The 14564-nt window shown below is 72.7% G+C and carries 14 protein-coding genes and 1 pseudogene; 6 read left to right on the top strand and 9 right to left on the bottom strand.

Annotated elements, in window-relative coordinates; translation table 11 throughout:
* The first annotated feature begins 326 nt into the window (after positions 1-326).
* From ABZ449_RS16680 to ABZ449_RS16670, 3 genes and pseudogenes are all read left to right on the top strand, one after another.
* Positions 327-2063, top strand: a complete 1737-nt coding sequence (locus tag ABZ449_RS16680) for a hypothetical protein (RefSeq protein ID WP_360346135.1) — start codon at positions 327-329, stop codon at positions 2061-2063.
* Between the two features lie 324 nt (positions 2064-2387).
* Complete coding sequence (locus ABZ449_RS16675; protein WP_360346133.1) at positions 2388-2723, top strand: hypothetical protein; 336 nt, start codon at positions 2388-2390, stop codon at positions 2721-2723.
* Between the two features lie 54 nt (positions 2724-2777).
* A pseudogene (locus ABZ449_RS16670) lies at positions 2778-2958 on the top strand (transposase); the annotation flags it as partial.
* Between the two features lie 89 nt (positions 2959-3047).
* Here the strand turns inward: ABZ449_RS16670 and ABZ449_RS16665 are convergent.
* On the bottom strand, positions 3048-3560 hold the full coding sequence (locus tag ABZ449_RS16665; protein WP_360346175.1) for a hypothetical protein: 513 nt from the start codon (positions 3558-3560) through the stop codon (positions 3048-3050).
* 859 nt (positions 3561-4419) lie between these two features.
* Between ABZ449_RS16665 and ABZ449_RS16660 the strand changes: the two genes are divergently transcribed.
* Positions 4420-5148: a hypothetical protein gene (locus ABZ449_RS16660; RefSeq protein ID WP_360346131.1), complete on the top strand. Its 729-nt coding sequence runs from the start codon at positions 4420-4422 to the stop codon at positions 5146-5148.
* A gap of 220 nt (positions 5149-5368) precedes the next feature.
* Here the strand turns inward: ABZ449_RS16660 and ABZ449_RS16655 are convergent, their stop codons facing one another.
* Positions 5369-5575, bottom strand: coding sequence for a hypothetical protein (locus ABZ449_RS16655; protein ID WP_360346129.1), 207 nt, complete (start codon positions 5573-5575; stop codon positions 5369-5371).
* Between the two features lie 117 nt (positions 5576-5692).
* Here ABZ449_RS16655 and ABZ449_RS16650 point away from each other — a divergent pair, with 117 nt between their 5' ends.
* Entirely contained in the window at positions 5693-6784 is a 1092-nt protein-coding gene (locus ABZ449_RS16650) for a DUF5937 family protein (RefSeq protein WP_360346127.1), read from the top strand.
* A 154-nt stretch (positions 6785-6938) separates the two neighbouring features.
* Positions 6939-7565 carry a hypothetical protein gene (locus ABZ449_RS16645; protein ID WP_360346125.1) on the top strand — a complete coding sequence of 209 codons (627 nt, stop codon included), beginning with the start codon at positions 6939-6941 and terminating at the stop codon, positions 7563-7565.
* 92 nt (positions 7566-7657) lie between these two features.
* Here the strand turns inward: ABZ449_RS16645 and hypE are convergent, their stop codons facing one another.
* The 7 genes from hypE to ABZ449_RS16610 form a co-directional block, all read right to left on the bottom strand.
* Entirely contained in the window at positions 7658-8671 is a 1014-nt protein-coding gene (gene hypE / locus ABZ449_RS16640) for a hydrogenase expression/formation protein HypE (RefSeq protein WP_360346171.1), read from the bottom strand.
* A 103-nt stretch (positions 8672-8774) separates the two neighbouring features.
* Positions 8775-9911, bottom strand: coding sequence for a hydrogenase formation protein HypD (gene hypD, locus ABZ449_RS16635; protein ID WP_360346123.1), 1137 nt, complete (start codon positions 9909-9911; stop codon positions 8775-8777).
* Complete coding sequence (locus ABZ449_RS16630) at positions 9908-10207, bottom strand: HypC/HybG/HupF family hydrogenase formation chaperone (RefSeq protein WP_360346121.1); 300 nt, start codon at positions 10205-10207, stop codon at positions 9908-9910. The genes hypD and ABZ449_RS16630 overlap by 4 nt, the downstream gene beginning before the upstream one ends.
* Before the next feature lie 6 nt (positions 10208-10213).
* Positions 10214-12562, bottom strand: coding sequence for a carbamoyltransferase HypF (hypF, locus tag ABZ449_RS16625; RefSeq protein WP_360346119.1), 2349 nt, complete (start codon positions 12560-12562; stop codon positions 10214-10216).
* Positions 12559-13389, bottom strand: a complete 831-nt coding sequence (gene hypB, locus ABZ449_RS16620) for a hydrogenase nickel incorporation protein HypB (protein WP_360346117.1) — start codon at positions 13387-13389, stop codon at positions 12559-12561. The genes hypF and hypB overlap by 4 nt, the downstream gene beginning before the upstream one ends.
* A gap of 5 nt (positions 13390-13394) precedes the next feature.
* The gene (gene hypA / locus ABZ449_RS16615) at positions 13395-13796 is read right to left on the bottom strand and encodes a hydrogenase maturation nickel metallochaperone HypA (RefSeq protein WP_360346115.1); all 402 of its coding nucleotides are present in this window, start codon (positions 13794-13796) and stop codon (positions 13395-13397) included.
* A 236-nt stretch (positions 13797-14032) separates the two neighbouring features.
* Positions 14033-14542, bottom strand: coding sequence for a hydrogenase maturation protease (locus tag ABZ449_RS16610; RefSeq protein ID WP_360346113.1), 510 nt, complete (start codon positions 14540-14542; stop codon positions 14033-14035).
* Positions 14543-14564: the final 22 nt, after the last annotated feature.

The raw sequence follows: 14564 nt of genomic DNA, 5'->3' as shown, positions 1-14564 counted from the left end.
CAGGCAGAGGCAGACCCCATGAATCTCAGACTCTCGCTCCAGTCTCAGCATTCGCCGCCGAACACCGGATCGACCGGGCGCGGACGAACATCGACGAATGCAGGTTCAAGTCCTGTCTGTGCCGCTCCGTGGCACGGTAGTTCAAAGGTAGAACGCGTCGATCTCAACCTGATCCGCGGCTCTTAAACGTGCCGGTGTGAGCAATTGGGCGGCAAACAGGGGCCCGGGAGCAGGCTACGCTCCCGGGTCCTCTCACGTTCGGCAGCCTCACGCCGGCGCTGGACCTTCCGGTACGGCTGTCACAGCCCGGACCTATGCTCGCCCCCATGTCGAACTCCGCCGTGCCCGCGTCCCTGTCCCATGCCGATGCCGATGCCCGTCTGGGCGGCGCGTTGTCCGCCGTGTTCGAGGGCGCGGGAGCGTCGCCCGGCTACGCCGAGGTGCTGTTCTTCGACGGCGACCTCACCCTCGACGGAGACTTCCTGACTGCCGTCAACGAACTGCGCGGCGCAGACGCCGAGGGCGACGTCGAGTTGATCGTGGTCACTGGCGACCTGACGGTCAACGGCCCGATCGCACTCTACGACGACCGGCCCGGGCTCTACGTCGGCGGTCGCACCGAGGCCGAGACCCTGGAGGGCGGCGAAGCGGAGATCCACATCCACGACGGCGCCTTCACCCACCTGGTCCACGGCTACTACAACCACGGCTCCCTGGTGACCGGGATCATCGAGACCCCTTGGGTGATCGACTTCGACCACCACATGGAAGTCTGCGCCCAGGGCGCGCGCTGGGTGGACAACTACGGCGATGCCGATGACGCCGACTTCGCCGTCGGGGACAGCATCGTCGAGGCGTTCGTGCCCGAGGTCGTCGACGCGGAGGACGGCTGCCTGGACGTCGACGCGTTCCTGGACCGGCTGCAGGCCGGGCTGCCGGTCCTGCGGCCCGGAGCCCGGTCGGCGATCGAGTCGGCCGGTGATGAAGTGTCCCGGGCTCTGGCCGACCGGGTGGAGCACCTCGACCTGACCGGTCGCAAACTCCGGGCGTTCCCCGCCGAGGTGCTCCGGATGCCGTGGCTGCGCACCCTGATCCTGGACGGCAACCCGATCGGCGAGCTACCCGAGGCGCTCGGCACGCTCATCCGGCTGGAGCACCTGTCGGTGCGCCACTGCGAACTGACCGCCCTGCCGGAATCGGTCGGCGACCTGGCCGCGCTCCGGGTGCTGTGCGTCGCCGGCAACCGGACCCCGGACGGGGACGCGGTCGAGTTCACCCTGCCGGCCGCTGTCGGCCGGCTCACCGCCCTGGAGGAACTCGACATCTCCTACCTGTCCGTCACCACCGACACGACGACGACCCAGTGGGACCTGCCCGAGGTGACGCGGTTCGTCCTGCCGGACACCTTCGGCGGTCTGGTCGCGCTGCGGAAGCTGGTCGCCGACGTGACCGACGTCGTGTTCCCCGACTCCGCGCACGGCCTGACCGGCATCGAGGACGTGTCCATGGCCCACGGCAGCCTGCGCACCTTCCCCGAGGCCGTCACCACCTTCCCGAACCTGCGCCGGCTCGACCTGAGCGGCAACTTCTTCGAGACCGTCCCGGACAGCCTGCTCCGGCTGACCCGACTCGAAGAACTCGACCTCGGCGGCAGCCTCGGCCTGGTGCGCGACCCGCTGCCGGACCTCGGCCGCCTGCCCGCTCTGCGGGTCCTCGGCTTCAGCGGGCACTCCAACCGCTTCAGCGCCCCCGAGCCGGGACACATCTTCCTGCGGGAGCTGTTCGCCATGGAGCTGACCGGGCTGGAGGAACTCCGGATCGACCGATGGCGCAGGAACACCAAGCGCCACAAGCCCAAGCCCGAGCACTTCGCCGGGATCGGGACGTTCCGCCGGCTGCGGACCGTCGACATGTCCTCCAACGAACTCAAGGACCTGCCGGCGGATTTCGACACGCTCCCCGACCTGACGGTGGTCGACCTGCGACACAACCTGCTTCCCCAGGCGGTCCGCGACCGGATCACCGCCGCGCACCCGACCACCCGGATCGACTTCCAGTCCTAGTCCTGCGCCGGAGCTCCGTCGGCAGAATCGGGCGGAGGGAGTCGAGGATCTCGTCGGCGGTCCTGGGCGGACGAGGCTCTGCGGGCCCACCGCGTCAACGCGGCCCGCTCCTCGTCGGACAGCAGTAACGCAGGACACTGGGGTCGGTCTCGCAGATGTCGGGACCTTGGCGCTCAGGCCTTCTACCTGGCGGCGCATTCGGCACGTACAGATCCCTCATACGGGTGAATTGATGAGAATGTTCCGTTCCCACGGCGCGGCGCGTGCTGCTGTTGACACAGCCGCCACCACTACCGGGTGGCCCGGGACCGGAAAGGGACGTCAATGAACGTCAAGAAGAGTGTCACAAGGTATGCGCGGACCGCAGGCGCGCTGCTGGGAGCGACGCTGCTGACGCTGGGCCTGTCCACCGACGCCTACGCCGCCACCGGCCAGCTGCAGTGGACCGGCTCCCAGGGGGTGGAGTGGACTCGCACCAACCCGACGTCGGGCGTCTGCGGCACCTTCAGGGACACCGTCGCCACGTACGTCCGTAACCACACGGACCAGCGGGTGCTGCTCTACCGTCAGTTCGGCTGTAGCGGCAACTACTACGACCTGTGCCAGAGCTGCTCCACGGACCAGACCACCACGTACTACAGCTACCGGCTCTACTCCTGACCGGCTGGCCAGCCGGGTGGGCCCCGCGTGCTCCCGAGGTCCAGCCCTCGCGGGCTGTTCTGTCACACCTACGGCCGCGGCCGGGGATCGGCACCTGACGATCCCCGGCTGACCCTACTCCTTCGTCGCCGCGCTGGAGACGGGCCGCACCTCCTGGTGCCGGCTGTTGGACGCGGCCCGCCTCGACCCCGAAGACGACGTCGCCGATGTGACCGACCGCCAGGTCCGTCGGCTGCGGGTCGGACCGGGTGATGCGCAAGCCCGTCCCGCGTCCGTGGATCTCGCCGCCCAAGGGCGGGCGCCCGCCCGCCGGCTACCCGGCTGTCATACGGGCAGCGGGCAGAGGTACCAGTCGGTCCACGTGCCGCTGCTGTTGAGGGTGTTGCACCAGCGGCCGCCGAGGCTTCCGGTCACCTGCAGGAGGGGGGCTCCGTTGAGGTCCTTGACCCAGACGCCGTTCTGCACGCCACTGCTGTCGCCGAAGAGGTCCCAGTTGGACCATGATCCGTTCGCGGTGGCCTGGTAGGTGTGCCAGACTCGGCGGTCGGTTCCGACGAGCACGTACTCGAGCCGGTTGTCCGACCAGAGCATGCGAACGACCCTGGTGTCGCACAGGTAGGGTGCGGCGGGCGCGCCGTCGGAGACGGGGGCCTGGCAGCTTCCGCCGATGGCACTCGTGCTGTCCGGGCTCTCGGTGACGTCCTTGACGCTGACGATGGTGGGCCCGTTCGGGGTTGGCGCCGTCTGAGCGGTCGCCGACGCCGGTGTCACGGCGGCTCCGAGCGCGAGCGAGGCCGCGGCGACGGAGGCCGCTGCGAAAGTCCGAACCTTGATCATGGAATTCCCCTCCCGTGGTGACAACAGGCCGCGCTCGGATGGAGGCGACCGCTCTCACCAAGGAGGTTAGAAGTCGGGTCCCTCCGGTCGGCGGCTCCTGACGGTTGAGCAGACGCTCTGCATGGAAGTCGGGATGCTGTGCCAAGTCGTCGACGGCGCAGCGGCGAGCGGACATGCGCGGCGTTCTCGGTGGACCCCTCTGAACGGCCGGGGGAAGCTCCAGGCGCCTGGGGGCAATGGGGTGCCGCCGGTGGAGCGGTCAGAACTCAGTGCAGTGACCGCATGGGTTCGCCGGGTTGGCGTTGGTAGCTCCGGGGCCGGTTGGAGGTCTGGGCTGCCAGGACGTCGCGGGACCTCGAAGTCACCGACTTTCCCGAGGTCTTGCCCGGGGTTCGGCTTGGACCGGATGAGCCAGGCGAGAGAGGAAATCCGCTCCACGCGCACGGCCGCTCACGAGGAGTTCGGTCGGCAGGCTCGGTTCTGGCGCCCCGGTGAACTGGCGTGCGAAGCATGGTCGGTGTCCGGTACCGTGCGCGAAGGAGTGCCGGGAAGCCTGGTCGGCGAACAGGGGACAGCTGTGTCCGCGGGCCGGTCCGGGGGTGGTGTGCGTGGCGCTCGACGCGAGGTCCACCGGCACACCGTCGGCCCGGCCGCGGCTGCGGACCCGCCGCTCCTCACGCCGGCTCCGGCACCCTCTTCCGAGGGCTTCAGCGACCTTCGGACGGATTCCGAGAACTGCGACACCGTCCGGCGTTCCGGCCGCCCGGCGCCGTCCGACCCCGGAAGGGGCGGGGCGGCACGCCCCGGCGACGGCATCCCGGGCTTTTCGGCCACGCGCCGGACTGGGGGGAGAACCGTCATGAACCACCGTCCCTCACCAGGGATCCGCACCGGCGGCGCGCTGCTCGCCGCAGCGGCGCTCGTCCCGGCGGCGGCCGCCTGGTACCTGTTCGCCGTCCGGCTGCCGGACGACACCGAGCGGTACCACTCGTACTCGGCTGCCGCTACCTGTCCGGCCGACAGCCCGGGCGCGGCGGTCGAGGAGTGCGTGCGCACCGTGCCGTTCACCGTCAGCGGCACGGTCCTCCGGCACAAGGACCACCTGGCAACGCTGAACGGCGCGCCGTTCTGGAGCGGCACGGTGCGCTTCGGCGACACCGTGCCGCTGCTGGACGACCTGAAGCCCGGCGACCGGGTGGACGGCAAGGTGTGGCGTGGCCAGGTGATGGGCCTGGAGCGGGCCGGCGTCACGCAGGCCTCCCTCGACGAGCCCCGCGACGACGCGCAGCTCATCGCCGGAGCGAACACCTTCGTCGCGCTGCTGGCGCTGCTCGCCGCCGCCCTGGGCGCGCTGCTGTTCACCGGCCGTACCGGCGCGCTCGCCCTCGCCCGGTCGCTCTTCTTCTGGACGATGCTCGCCTGCGCCGGGCCCGCGGCACTCGCGTACTGGGCCGGCCTGCCGTGGTGGACGGTGCCACCCGTTGCCGTCCCGGCTGCGCTGGTCGCGGCGGAGGGGGTGCGGCGCCGGAACCCGGGGAAGCTCCCGGGGGAACCGCACGGGTTCGTCGACGGCCACGTGTCCGCCTGACCTCCCGGCAGCCGACACGGTTGCCGCCGGCTTCCCGCAGCGGCTGATCCCGTGGTACCGGCAGGTCAGCGAGACGTTTCCGGTGACTTCCTCACCGTGTCCCAGGACCGCCAGGCGCCGCTGGGCCTGGCGGTCCTGCTGCTGTTGCGGCGAAGGGAGCATGACAGGGCTCCGCCATGGTCGGAGAGCCATGGGTCACCAACGTCCAGCAGTTCCATCCCTAGCATGCCGCGGCCCGGCGCCGCCGGCGGAGGGCCAGGCGGAGGCGGCCGATGGTCGGACGGCCGGCGAGGACGGCCTCGAAGCGGCGGTGATCGCGGGCCGCGCGGAGCACCGCGACGTCGTGGGTCCCGGGGACCGGCGGGGCCGGTTCGGCGTGCTGGGCGGCCCGGTAGGTGTCGAAGAGGTGCTGCTGCAGTGCGTTCATGGACCCACCGTGCACCCCGGCCGCCCCGCAAGTCCCGCCGATTGACGACCCCCGTCAAATGACGGGACGGCTCCCCCCGCCCGACCCGGCCCGAGAGCGGCCCTGCACCATGGAGGGGTGAGCGTGACCATTGACATCACCGGACTGCCGCACGAGCGGATCACCTTCTGCCCCTCGCCCCTGGCCGAGCTGAGCAACGCGCTGCACGCGCTGGCCGAGCCCGCCCACCACGCCCGACTGCAGGCGTGGACGACGACGACCGCCGCCGCGCTCGAACCGGAACTGGCCGACCGGCTGCTCGAGGCCGAATTCATGTGGGGGTCGACGCGCTCCGACTTCCTGATGCCGGCCCGGCCCCGGGAGACCCTCGCCGAGGAACTGGACGACCTCGACCGCATGGACGACGAGAAGTTCGTCGGCGCGGCCCTGGAGATCTCGTGCAGCATCAGCCACTACCCCAAGGGCCTGCCCTCTCCCCTGGTCGACGCGTCGTCACGGCGCCGCGCGCTCGACCTGGCGGCGGCTCGCGGCCCGCGCCAGACGGCGTTCGTCGAGCGGATGCTCGCCGAACCCACCACCGTGCGGGCATGGATCCGGCGCCTCCTGGAGGACTGCGACCAGGCGTTCTTCGCCGACACCTGGCGCCGGGTCCGCGTCCAGCTCGCCGCCGACGCCCAGCACAAGACCGAGTTGCTGCGCCGCAAGGGCCTGGCGGAGGCGCTCGCGGCGGCGTCACCGGCGCTGAGCCTGGAGGAGGACGAGCACGGCAGCCGGATCGTCGTCGACAAGCTCGTCCAGGGCCGCACCGAGGCCCGCGAAACCGCCCTCACGCTGCTGCCGACCGTCTTCGGCTGGCCCCACCTCTTCACCCTGTACGGGGCGGGCTGGCAGCCCGTGATCCAGTACCCGGCCGCCACCCGCGAGGTCGGCGGCACCGAGCCGGTGGAGACGGTCAAGCTGCGCCTGGACGCGCTGACCCATCCCCTGCGGATGAGCCTCTGCCGCAACCTCGCGCGCGGCGCGTACTCGACGAGCGAGCTGGCCGACGCGTACGGCATCACCGCCCCGGAGGTCTCGCGCCACCTCGCCGTGCTGAAGAAGGCCGGGCTGGTCATCACCCAGCGCCGGGGCCGTTACGTCCTCCACCAGCTCGACATCTCGGTCGTGGCCCGGCTGGGCAGCGACTTCCTGGAGTCCGTGCTGCGGTGAGGACGGCCGGGGAGAGCGGCCGGGGAAAGTGGGTGGGCCCCGTTTGTGACCGTGGGTGATGACGCTACCGGGCTCGGCCGGATTGCCGGGCGCCTCCGGGCCCGGAAGGCTGGGAGCCCGGGGGATCCACCCGGCACACCAGGAGTCTTCGCAGATGTCCCCGACAACCATGTCCCCGAAAACGATGGCCGCCGTCGCCGTGGGCCTCGCCGGCACCCTCGCCCTCGCCCACGTCGCCTTCGCGGGCGCCTCGGTCACCATGAACATGAGCACCGGAAGCGCCGAGTGCACGCTGTCCTGGGCGAAGGACGGTGTCACCTTCAAGGCCCTCACCCCGGGCGCCGGCGCCTCCTCCTTCCGGGACGTCAACGCCACCGGGACGGTCACCGTCGATCTCACCTCCGTCGGCGACCCCGTCTCGCTGGCGAACTCCGTGTACATCCGTACGGCGGCCAAGGGGGGATTCACCCTCACCGACGCCTCCGGCAACTACGTACAGGTCTCGAACCTCGAGGGCAGCCTCTCCGGCGACAGCACGTTCGTCGTACAGACCAGCAGCGACCCGGCGGGCGCCCGCATCCCGGTGTACGACATCCCCACCCGGCCCCAGATCAGCCCCGACGTGCAGTCCGTGGTCCCGCCCCGGGTCGACCTCGCGCTCTCCGACATCCGGATGAGCGTGCTGCCCGAGTTCGCCACGGTCATGAACCAGACCTTCGGCGACGGCACCATCCAGCCCGGTGACCAGCTCGGCACCTGCACCGCCGAGACCACCTCCTGATCCGACCGGTGCGACGCACCGGTGCCCCGGGAGGAGTCCCCGGGGCACCGGCCCACGCGCCGTCGGCACGCACGGCACCGGCACACGTGCCGTCAGCAGATCCGCGGCAGCTGTTCGCCCATCGGCAGGTCGACCACGCGGGTCCCGCCGAAACCGGTGCGGGCCACGACCATCCCCGGGTGCTCCTCGACGCACTCGCCGATCGCCACCGCCTCCGCGCCGAGCGGGTGGGCGCGCATGGCGGCGAGCACGGCGTCCGCCGAACCGCGTGGGACGAAGGCGACGAGCCGGCCCTCGTTGGCGATGTACATCGGGTCCAGACCCAGCACCGAGCAGGCGTTGGCCACCGCCTCCGGGACGGGGACGGCGCTCTCGCTGAGCACGACGCCCACCCCCGCCGCGGCCGCGATCTCGTTGAGCGCCGCCGCCAGGCCGCCCCGGGTGGGGTCGCGCAGCACGTGCAGGTCGGCCGTGGCCGCGAGCATCGCCTCGACCAGGCCGCCGAGCGCCGCGCTGTCGCTGCGCACGTCGACGCCGAACTCCAGTCCCTCACGGACGCTCATGATCGCCACGCCGTGCAGCCCGATCGGGCCGCTGACGATCACCACGTCGCCGGGCCGGGCACGCTGGGGCCGGATGTCGACCCCGGCCGGCACGAGCCCGATGCCCGCGGTGTTCAGGTAGATGCCGTCGCCGTGCCCGGCCTCGACCACCTTGGTGTCCCCGGTGGCGATCTCGACCCCGGCGGTGCGGGCGGCGGCGCCGATGGCCCTGGCGACCCGGTCCACCACGGCCGTCTCCACCCCCTCCTCCAGGATGAAGCCGCAGGACAGGTAGGCCGCCCGGGCCCCGCTCATGGCGAGGTCGTTGACCGTGCCGTTGACGGCGAGGTCGCCGATGCAGCCGCCGGGGAAGAACAGCGGCCGCACCACGTAGGAGTCGGTGGAGAAGGCGAGCCGGGCGCCGCCGAGTTCCAGCACGGCGGAGTCACCGAGCCCGGCCAGCAGCGGGCCACCGAAGGCCGGCGCGAAGACGTTCTGCACGAGTTCGGCGGAGAGCGCTCCGCCGCCGCCGTGGCCCATCACCACCCGGGGGTGGTCGCGCAGCGGAAGCGGGCAGCTCCAGCCGGAGAAGTCGGGCCGCTCGGCGCCCTGTTCGACGGGCGGCCCGGCGAGCGCCTCGGTGGCCGCTTCGGTGAGCAGTTCGGTGTCAGCCAACGCGGCTCGCCTCCTCGGCGCGGACGGTCGTCGTTCCCGGCACGCCCAGCCGCCGGTACAGGTAGTACGCCGCGCAGGCTCCTTCGCTGGACACCATCGTGGCGCCGAGCGGAGTGCGCGGTGTGCAGACGGTGCCGAAGGCCTCGCACTGGTGGGGCTTCAGCAGTCCCTGCAGCACCTCGCCGCTGCGGCACTCGGCGGGTTCGCGGGTGGTGATCCCGGCGACGTCGAAGCGGTGCTCGGCGTCGTGGTCCCGGTAACGCGGCGAGAGCCGCCAGCCGCTGCGCTGGATCGTCCCGATGCCCCGCCAGGCGCGGTCGGTGACCTCGAACACGTCCTCCAGCATGGCGCGGGCCGCCGGGTTGCCCTCGGGGCGGACGGCCCGCGGGTAGGCGTTGTCGACGGTGTGCTCCCCGCGCTCCAGCTGCCGTACGGTGCGACGGATGCCTTCCAGGATGTCCAGCGGTTCGAAGCCGGTGACGACGATCGGCACCCGGTGGCGCTCCGCGAGCGCCGGGTACTCGGCGGTGCCCATCACGCTGCAGACGTGTCCGGCGGCGAGGAAGCCCTGGACCCGGCAGTCCGGCGAGTCCATGATCGCCTCGATCGCGGGGGGCACCCGGACGTGCGAGACCAGCATGCTGAAGTTGCGCAGCCCCTGCTTCCTGGCCAGGTGGACGGCCATGGCGTTCGGCGGGGCGGTGGTCTCGAAGCCGATGCCGAAGAAGACCACCTCCTTGTCCGGGTTCTCCCGGGCGATCCGCAGGGCGTCGAGCGGCGAGTACACCACCCGGACGTCGCCGCCCTCACCGCGGACCCGGAAGAGGTCCCGATCGGTGCCGGGCACCCGCAGCATGTCCCCGAAGGAGCAGAAGACCACTCCCGGCCGGGCGGCGATCGCCAGTGCCCGGTCGATCACCTCCAACGGGGTGACGCACACCGGGCAGCCCGGCCCGTGGATCAACTCGACCTCTTCCGGCAGGAGTTGGTCGATGGCATGCCGGATGATGCTGTGCGTCTGGCCGCCGCAGACCTCCATCAGCGCCCATGGCCGGGTGACCGTCGCCCTGATGTCGGCGAGCAGCCCGGCCGCCAGCTCGGGGTTGCGGAACTCCTCCAGGTACTTCACCGTCCGGCCTCCTCAGCCTCTTCCACCGCCACTGCCCCGACGGCTTCCCACGGGTCGCCGAACTCCTCCTGCAGCAGCCCGAGTTCCTCGAAGAGGGCGAGGGTGCGCCGGGCCGACTCCTCGTCCAGGCGCTGCAGCGCGAAGCCCACGTGGACGATCGCGTACTCCCCCACCGCCAGGTCGGGCAGGTACTCCAGGCAGACGTCCTTGACCACGCCGCCGAAGTCCATCACCGCCATCCTGGTCCCGTCCCGCTCGCCGATCTCCGTCACCCTGCCGGGTACCGCCAGGCACATCCGCGCTCACTCCTCCCGGGCGGCCGACGACCGGGCGGCCACCATCAGCTGGCCCAGCGCCAGCCCTCCGTCGTTGGGCGGCACCCGGCGGTGCCGCAGTACGGTGAAGCCGTCCTCCCCGAGACCGCTCGCGCAGGCCGAGGAGAGCAGCGCATTGGCGAAGACCCCGCCGCTGAGCGCCACCGTGCTGGTGCCGTGCCGTTCCCGGACGGCGGCGCAGATCCGCCGGACCAGTTCGGCCACCGCGCGGTGGAAGCGGGCGGCGACCAGCCCCGTGGGCGCACCCGCGGTCACGTCGGCCACGACCGCGGCCAGCACCGGTCCGGGGTCGGCGATCCAGCCGTGCGCCGGGGCCGCCGACAGGCCGAACGCGTAGCCGTCCGTCCGTTCCGTCGGTCCGGGCACTCCGCCGTCCGCCCGTCCGTACTCGCAGGCCGCCGCCTCCAGTTCGATCGCCGCCTGGGCCTCGTACCCGGCCCGCTGGCAGATCCCGGCGAGTGCGGACACCGCGTCGAAGAGCCGGCCCATGCTGGAGGTCGGAACGCAGTTCAGGTTCCGTTCCAACTGGCGCTCCAGCAGCCGCAGTTCCTCGCCCTCGCAGGCCCGGACCGGCAGCAGCTGCGGCAGCCAGGGCAGCCCGGCCGCGCGCAGGTGGGCGAGCGCCGTCCGGTACGGACGCTCGACGGCCGTGTCGCCGCCGGGCAGCGGCACGTACCGCAGGTGGGCGAGGCGGCGGAACCCGTCGTAGTCGGCCAGCAGCACCTCGCCGCCCCAGACGGCGCCGTCCTCGCCGTAGCCGGTGCCGTCGAAGGCCACCCCGAGCACCGGCCGACCGCCGTCCAGGCCGTGCTCGGCCATCACCGCGGCGATGTGGGCATGGTGGTGCTGCACCCGGTGCACCGGCCGGCCGGCGGCCGTCCGCTCGGCGTGCCGCAGCGAGCGGTAGCCGGGGTGCCGGTCGGCGGCCAGCAGTTCGGGCCGTACGCCGCTGACCGTGCCGAGCTGCTCGACCGCCCGGTCGAACGCCCGGAGGGTGGCCAGGTCGTCCATGTCGCCGATGTGACCGGACAGCCAGGCGTAGCCGTCCCGGGCCAGCGCGAAGGTGTTCTTGAGGTCTCCGCCGACGGCCAGGACCGGGCGGACGGGCACCGGCAGCGGGATCGGCAGCGGCGCGTACCCGCGCGAACGGCGCAGCGGCAGCTGTTCACCGTCCACCACCCGCACCACCGAGTCCTCGCAGGGGACGTGGATCGGCCGGTCGTGGGTGAGCCAGCCGTCGACCAGCGGGGCGAGCCGCTCCAGCGCCTCCCGGTCCTCGGTGACGATCGGCTCGCCGGAGAGGTTGGCGCTGGTCATCACCAGCAGGTCCGGCCCCGGGGCGGCGAGCAGCAGGTGGTGCAGCGGCGTGTACGGGAGCATCACCCCGAGGTCGGGGCTGCCCGGGGCCACCCCGTCGGGCACCGGCAGGCCCGTGCGGCGGAGCAGGACGATCGGCCGTACGAGCCCGGTGAGCAGTTCCCGCTCGACCGGGTCGACGGGCAGCAGGCGTTCGACGGTGGCGAGGTCGCGGGCCATCACGGCGAAGGGCTTGTGACCGCGCCGCTTGCGCCGGCGCAGCAGGGCGACGGCGGCGGTGTCGCGCGCGTCGCAGGCGAGGTGGTAGCCGCCGATGCCCTTGACGGCGAGGATCGCGCCGTCGGCGAGCATCCGCCGGGCCTGGGTCAGGGCCTGCTCCCCGGCCAGTCGGGTCCGTCCGGGCACGGTCAGCTCGAGGCCGGGCCCGCAGGCGTGGCAGGCGACGGGCTGGGCGTGGAAGCGGCGGTCGGCGGGGTCGGTGTACTCCCGGGCGCAGTCCGGGCACATCGGGAAGCCGGCCATGGTGGTGTTGGCCCGGTCGTACGGGAGGCCGGTGACGATGGTGTGCCGGGGGCCGCAGTTGGTACAGCTGATGAAGGGGTGCCGGTGGCGGCGGTCGGCCGGGTCGGCGAGTTCGGCCAGGCAGTCGGCGCAGACGGCGGTGTCGGGCGGGATCAGGGTTGCGCGGGGGCCGTCGGGGCTGGACGGCACGATGCGGAAGCCGGTGGCGCCGGTGGTGGCGAGCGGCGCGTGCTCCACCGAATGCACCTGGGCGAGCGGCGGAGCGTCGCCGGCCACCCGCCGGCAGAAGGCGTCCAGGGCGTCCGGGCTGCCCTCGACCTCGACCAGGACGCCCTCCCCGGTGTTGGTGACGGTGCCGGCCAGGCCGAGTTCACCGGCCAGCGTGTGGACGAACGGGCGGAAGCCGACCCCCTGCACCAGTCCGCGGACGGCGACCCGCCGCCGGCGGCGGTCGAGGCCGGGGTGACCGGCCGTCACGCGCTCTCCCCCGCGACGGAGTGGGCGTGGTGGTGCTTGTGGCCGTGGCCGTCCCCGTCCCCATGCCCGTGGTCACGCCCGTGGTCACGCCCGTCGTCGTGCCCGTCGTCGTGCCCGTCGTCGTGCCCGTGGTCGTGCGGCACCGCCGACATCACCGGCCGGTGCGGCTCGGCCCCGTCCAGCACGGCGAGCGCCCGGTCCAGCAGCGCGCCGACGCCCTCGCCCGTCCGGGCGGAGGTGTTGAGCACCGTCACCCCGGGGTTGACCCGCTGGACGTTGGCCAGGAACGCCGCCTCGTCGAACTCGGCCGCCACGGCGAGGTCCGCCTTGGTCACCAGCACCAGGTTGGCCAGCCCGAAGGCCGTCGGGTACTTGAGCGGCTTGTCCTCGCCCTCGGTCACCGAGGCCAGCACCACCCGCAGCGTTTCGCCGAGGTCGTAGGCGGCCGGGCAGACCAGGTTGCCGACGTTCTCGACGAACAGCAGCCGGCAGTCGGCCGGCAGCCAGCCGTCCAGGTGCCCGGCGAGCATCCGCGCCTCCAGGTGGCAGAGCCCGTCGGTGAGCACCTGCTTCACCGGGGCGCCCGAGCGGGCCAGCCGGCGGGCGTCGTTCTCGGTGGCGAGGTCGGCGGTCAGGGCGGCGACCTCCACCCCGCGCCGCCGGGCCAGCCCCAGTTCGGCCTCCAGCAGCGCGGTCTTTCCGCTGCCGGGGCTGGACAGCAGGTTCACGGTGACCGTCCCCCGCGCCTCCAGCGCCTCGCGCAGCCGGCGGGCGCTGTCGTCGTTGCGGGCGAGGACCGCCTGACGGAGGTCGACCGTGCGGCACATCGGCATCAGCCTTTCTGTTCGGCCCGGACGTCCCGGACATCGGCCCGGGCGGCCGGCGCTTCGGCCCAGCGGACGTCGAGGATCTGCAGCTCACGCCCGGACAGCAGCTCGACGCCGCCACCGCCGGAGCAGTTCGGGCAACCGAGGTCCGGCGGCATGCCGACCGCCCACTCGACCGCGCAGGGGGTGCAGCGGGCCCGGGCCGCGACGGATTCGACGTCCAGCACCGCGCCCGCCACCAGCGTTCCGGTACAGGCGAGTTCGAAGCAGAAGTCGAGGGCCTCGGGCACCACACCGGCCAGCTCCCCCACCCGCAGGCGCACCCGCGCCACCCCGGGGGCGCCGTGTTCGCGCGCGGCCGTCTCCACCTGCTCGACGACGGCTTCGGCGATCGACATCTCGTGCATGGGTCCCTTCCCGGGCCGGGCGCGGCAACGCGCCCCATTACAGGGCGCGGTGGCGGCATCGACCCGCAGCCGCGCCGCCACCGCACGCGGGGCTGCGCCGTTCGCAGCAACGCACGCCCCACTTCCCGTCACATACGGTCACATCCGGGAGATGTGCAGGTACCGCTTGATGTCCGGCAGGCTCTGCCAGAGCAGTGCGCCGATTCCCGCCAGCAGGGCGACGCAGAACAGTTTCCTCAGCATGGTGATGTCTCCTTCTCCGGCTGCGCGGCCTCGTCCACGACCCGCAGGACCACTCGGACCGCCTCCTCCACGGCGGCGGCGACGGGCTCGCTCAGCCCGATGCCCTCCTCCAGCGAGGCCGGCTCGCAGCCGACCACCAGCACCCGCTCGGGCGGCTCGCCGCCGGTGCCGGCGGCGAGCGTGGCCAGCAGCGCCAGGACGGCGTCCGGCCCCATCCGGTGCCCGTCCAGGACGGGTACCTCCAGCGGCCGGCCGGCGTCCGCCTCGATCAGGTAGACGGTGCCGGGCGCCCCGCCCCGGCAGGTGGCGTCCACCAGGACGGCGGTGCGGTAGCCGTCGAGCAGCCGGTAGGCGAGGTCCACGCCCCGCACGCCGACGTCGGCCACCTCGACGCCGGCCGGCAGCGGGTGGGCGGACAGCCGCCGGACGGTCTCGACCCCGAAGCCGTCGTCACCGAGGAAGATGTTGCCCACCCCCGCGACCAGCACCGTCGAACCCGTCACGCCTTCTCCGCTCGAACCCGTC

It is taken from the genome of Kitasatospora sp. NPDC005856 (assembly GCF_040629945.1).
Lineage (GTDB): Bacteria > Actinomycetota > Actinomycetes > Streptomycetales > Streptomycetaceae > Kitasatospora.
The sequence above is the reverse complement of the archived record's forward strand: the minus strand, read 5'-3'. Positions and strand labels throughout refer to the sequence as shown.

Excerpts from the sequence above, each read along its gene's own strand:
- ABZ449_RS16680 (WP_360346135.1), top strand. The coding sequence starts at position 327 with ATGTCGAACTCCGCCGTGCCCGCGTCCCTGTCCCATGCCGATGCCGAT.
- ABZ449_RS16675 (WP_360346133.1), top strand. The coding sequence starts at position 2,388 with ATGAACGTCAAGAAGAGTGTCACAAGGTATGCGCGGACCGCAGGCGCG.
- ABZ449_RS16665 (WP_360346175.1), bottom strand. The coding sequence starts at position 3,560 with ATGATCAAGGTTCGGACTTTCGCAGCGGCCTCCGTCGCCGCGGCCTCG.
- ABZ449_RS16660 (WP_360346131.1), top strand. The coding sequence starts at position 4,420 with ATGAACCACCGTCCCTCACCAGGGATCCGCACCGGCGGCGCGCTGCTC.
- ABZ449_RS16655 (WP_360346129.1), bottom strand. The coding sequence starts at position 5,575 with ATGAACGCACTGCAGCAGCACCTCTTCGACACCTACCGGGCCGCCCAG.
- ABZ449_RS16645 (WP_360346125.1), top strand. The coding sequence starts at position 6,939 with ATGTCCCCGACAACCATGTCCCCGAAAACGATGGCCGCCGTCGCCGTG.
- ABZ449_RS16630 (WP_360346121.1), bottom strand. The coding sequence starts at position 10,207 with ATGTGCCTGGCGGTACCCGGCAGGGTGACGGAGATCGGCGAGCGGGAC.
- hypB (WP_360346117.1), bottom strand. The coding sequence starts at position 13,389 with ATGTGCCGCACGGTCGACCTCCGTCAGGCGGTCCTCGCCCGCAACGAC.
- hypA (WP_360346115.1), bottom strand. The coding sequence starts at position 13,796 with ATGCACGAGATGTCGATCGCCGAAGCCGTCGTCGAGCAGGTGGAGACG.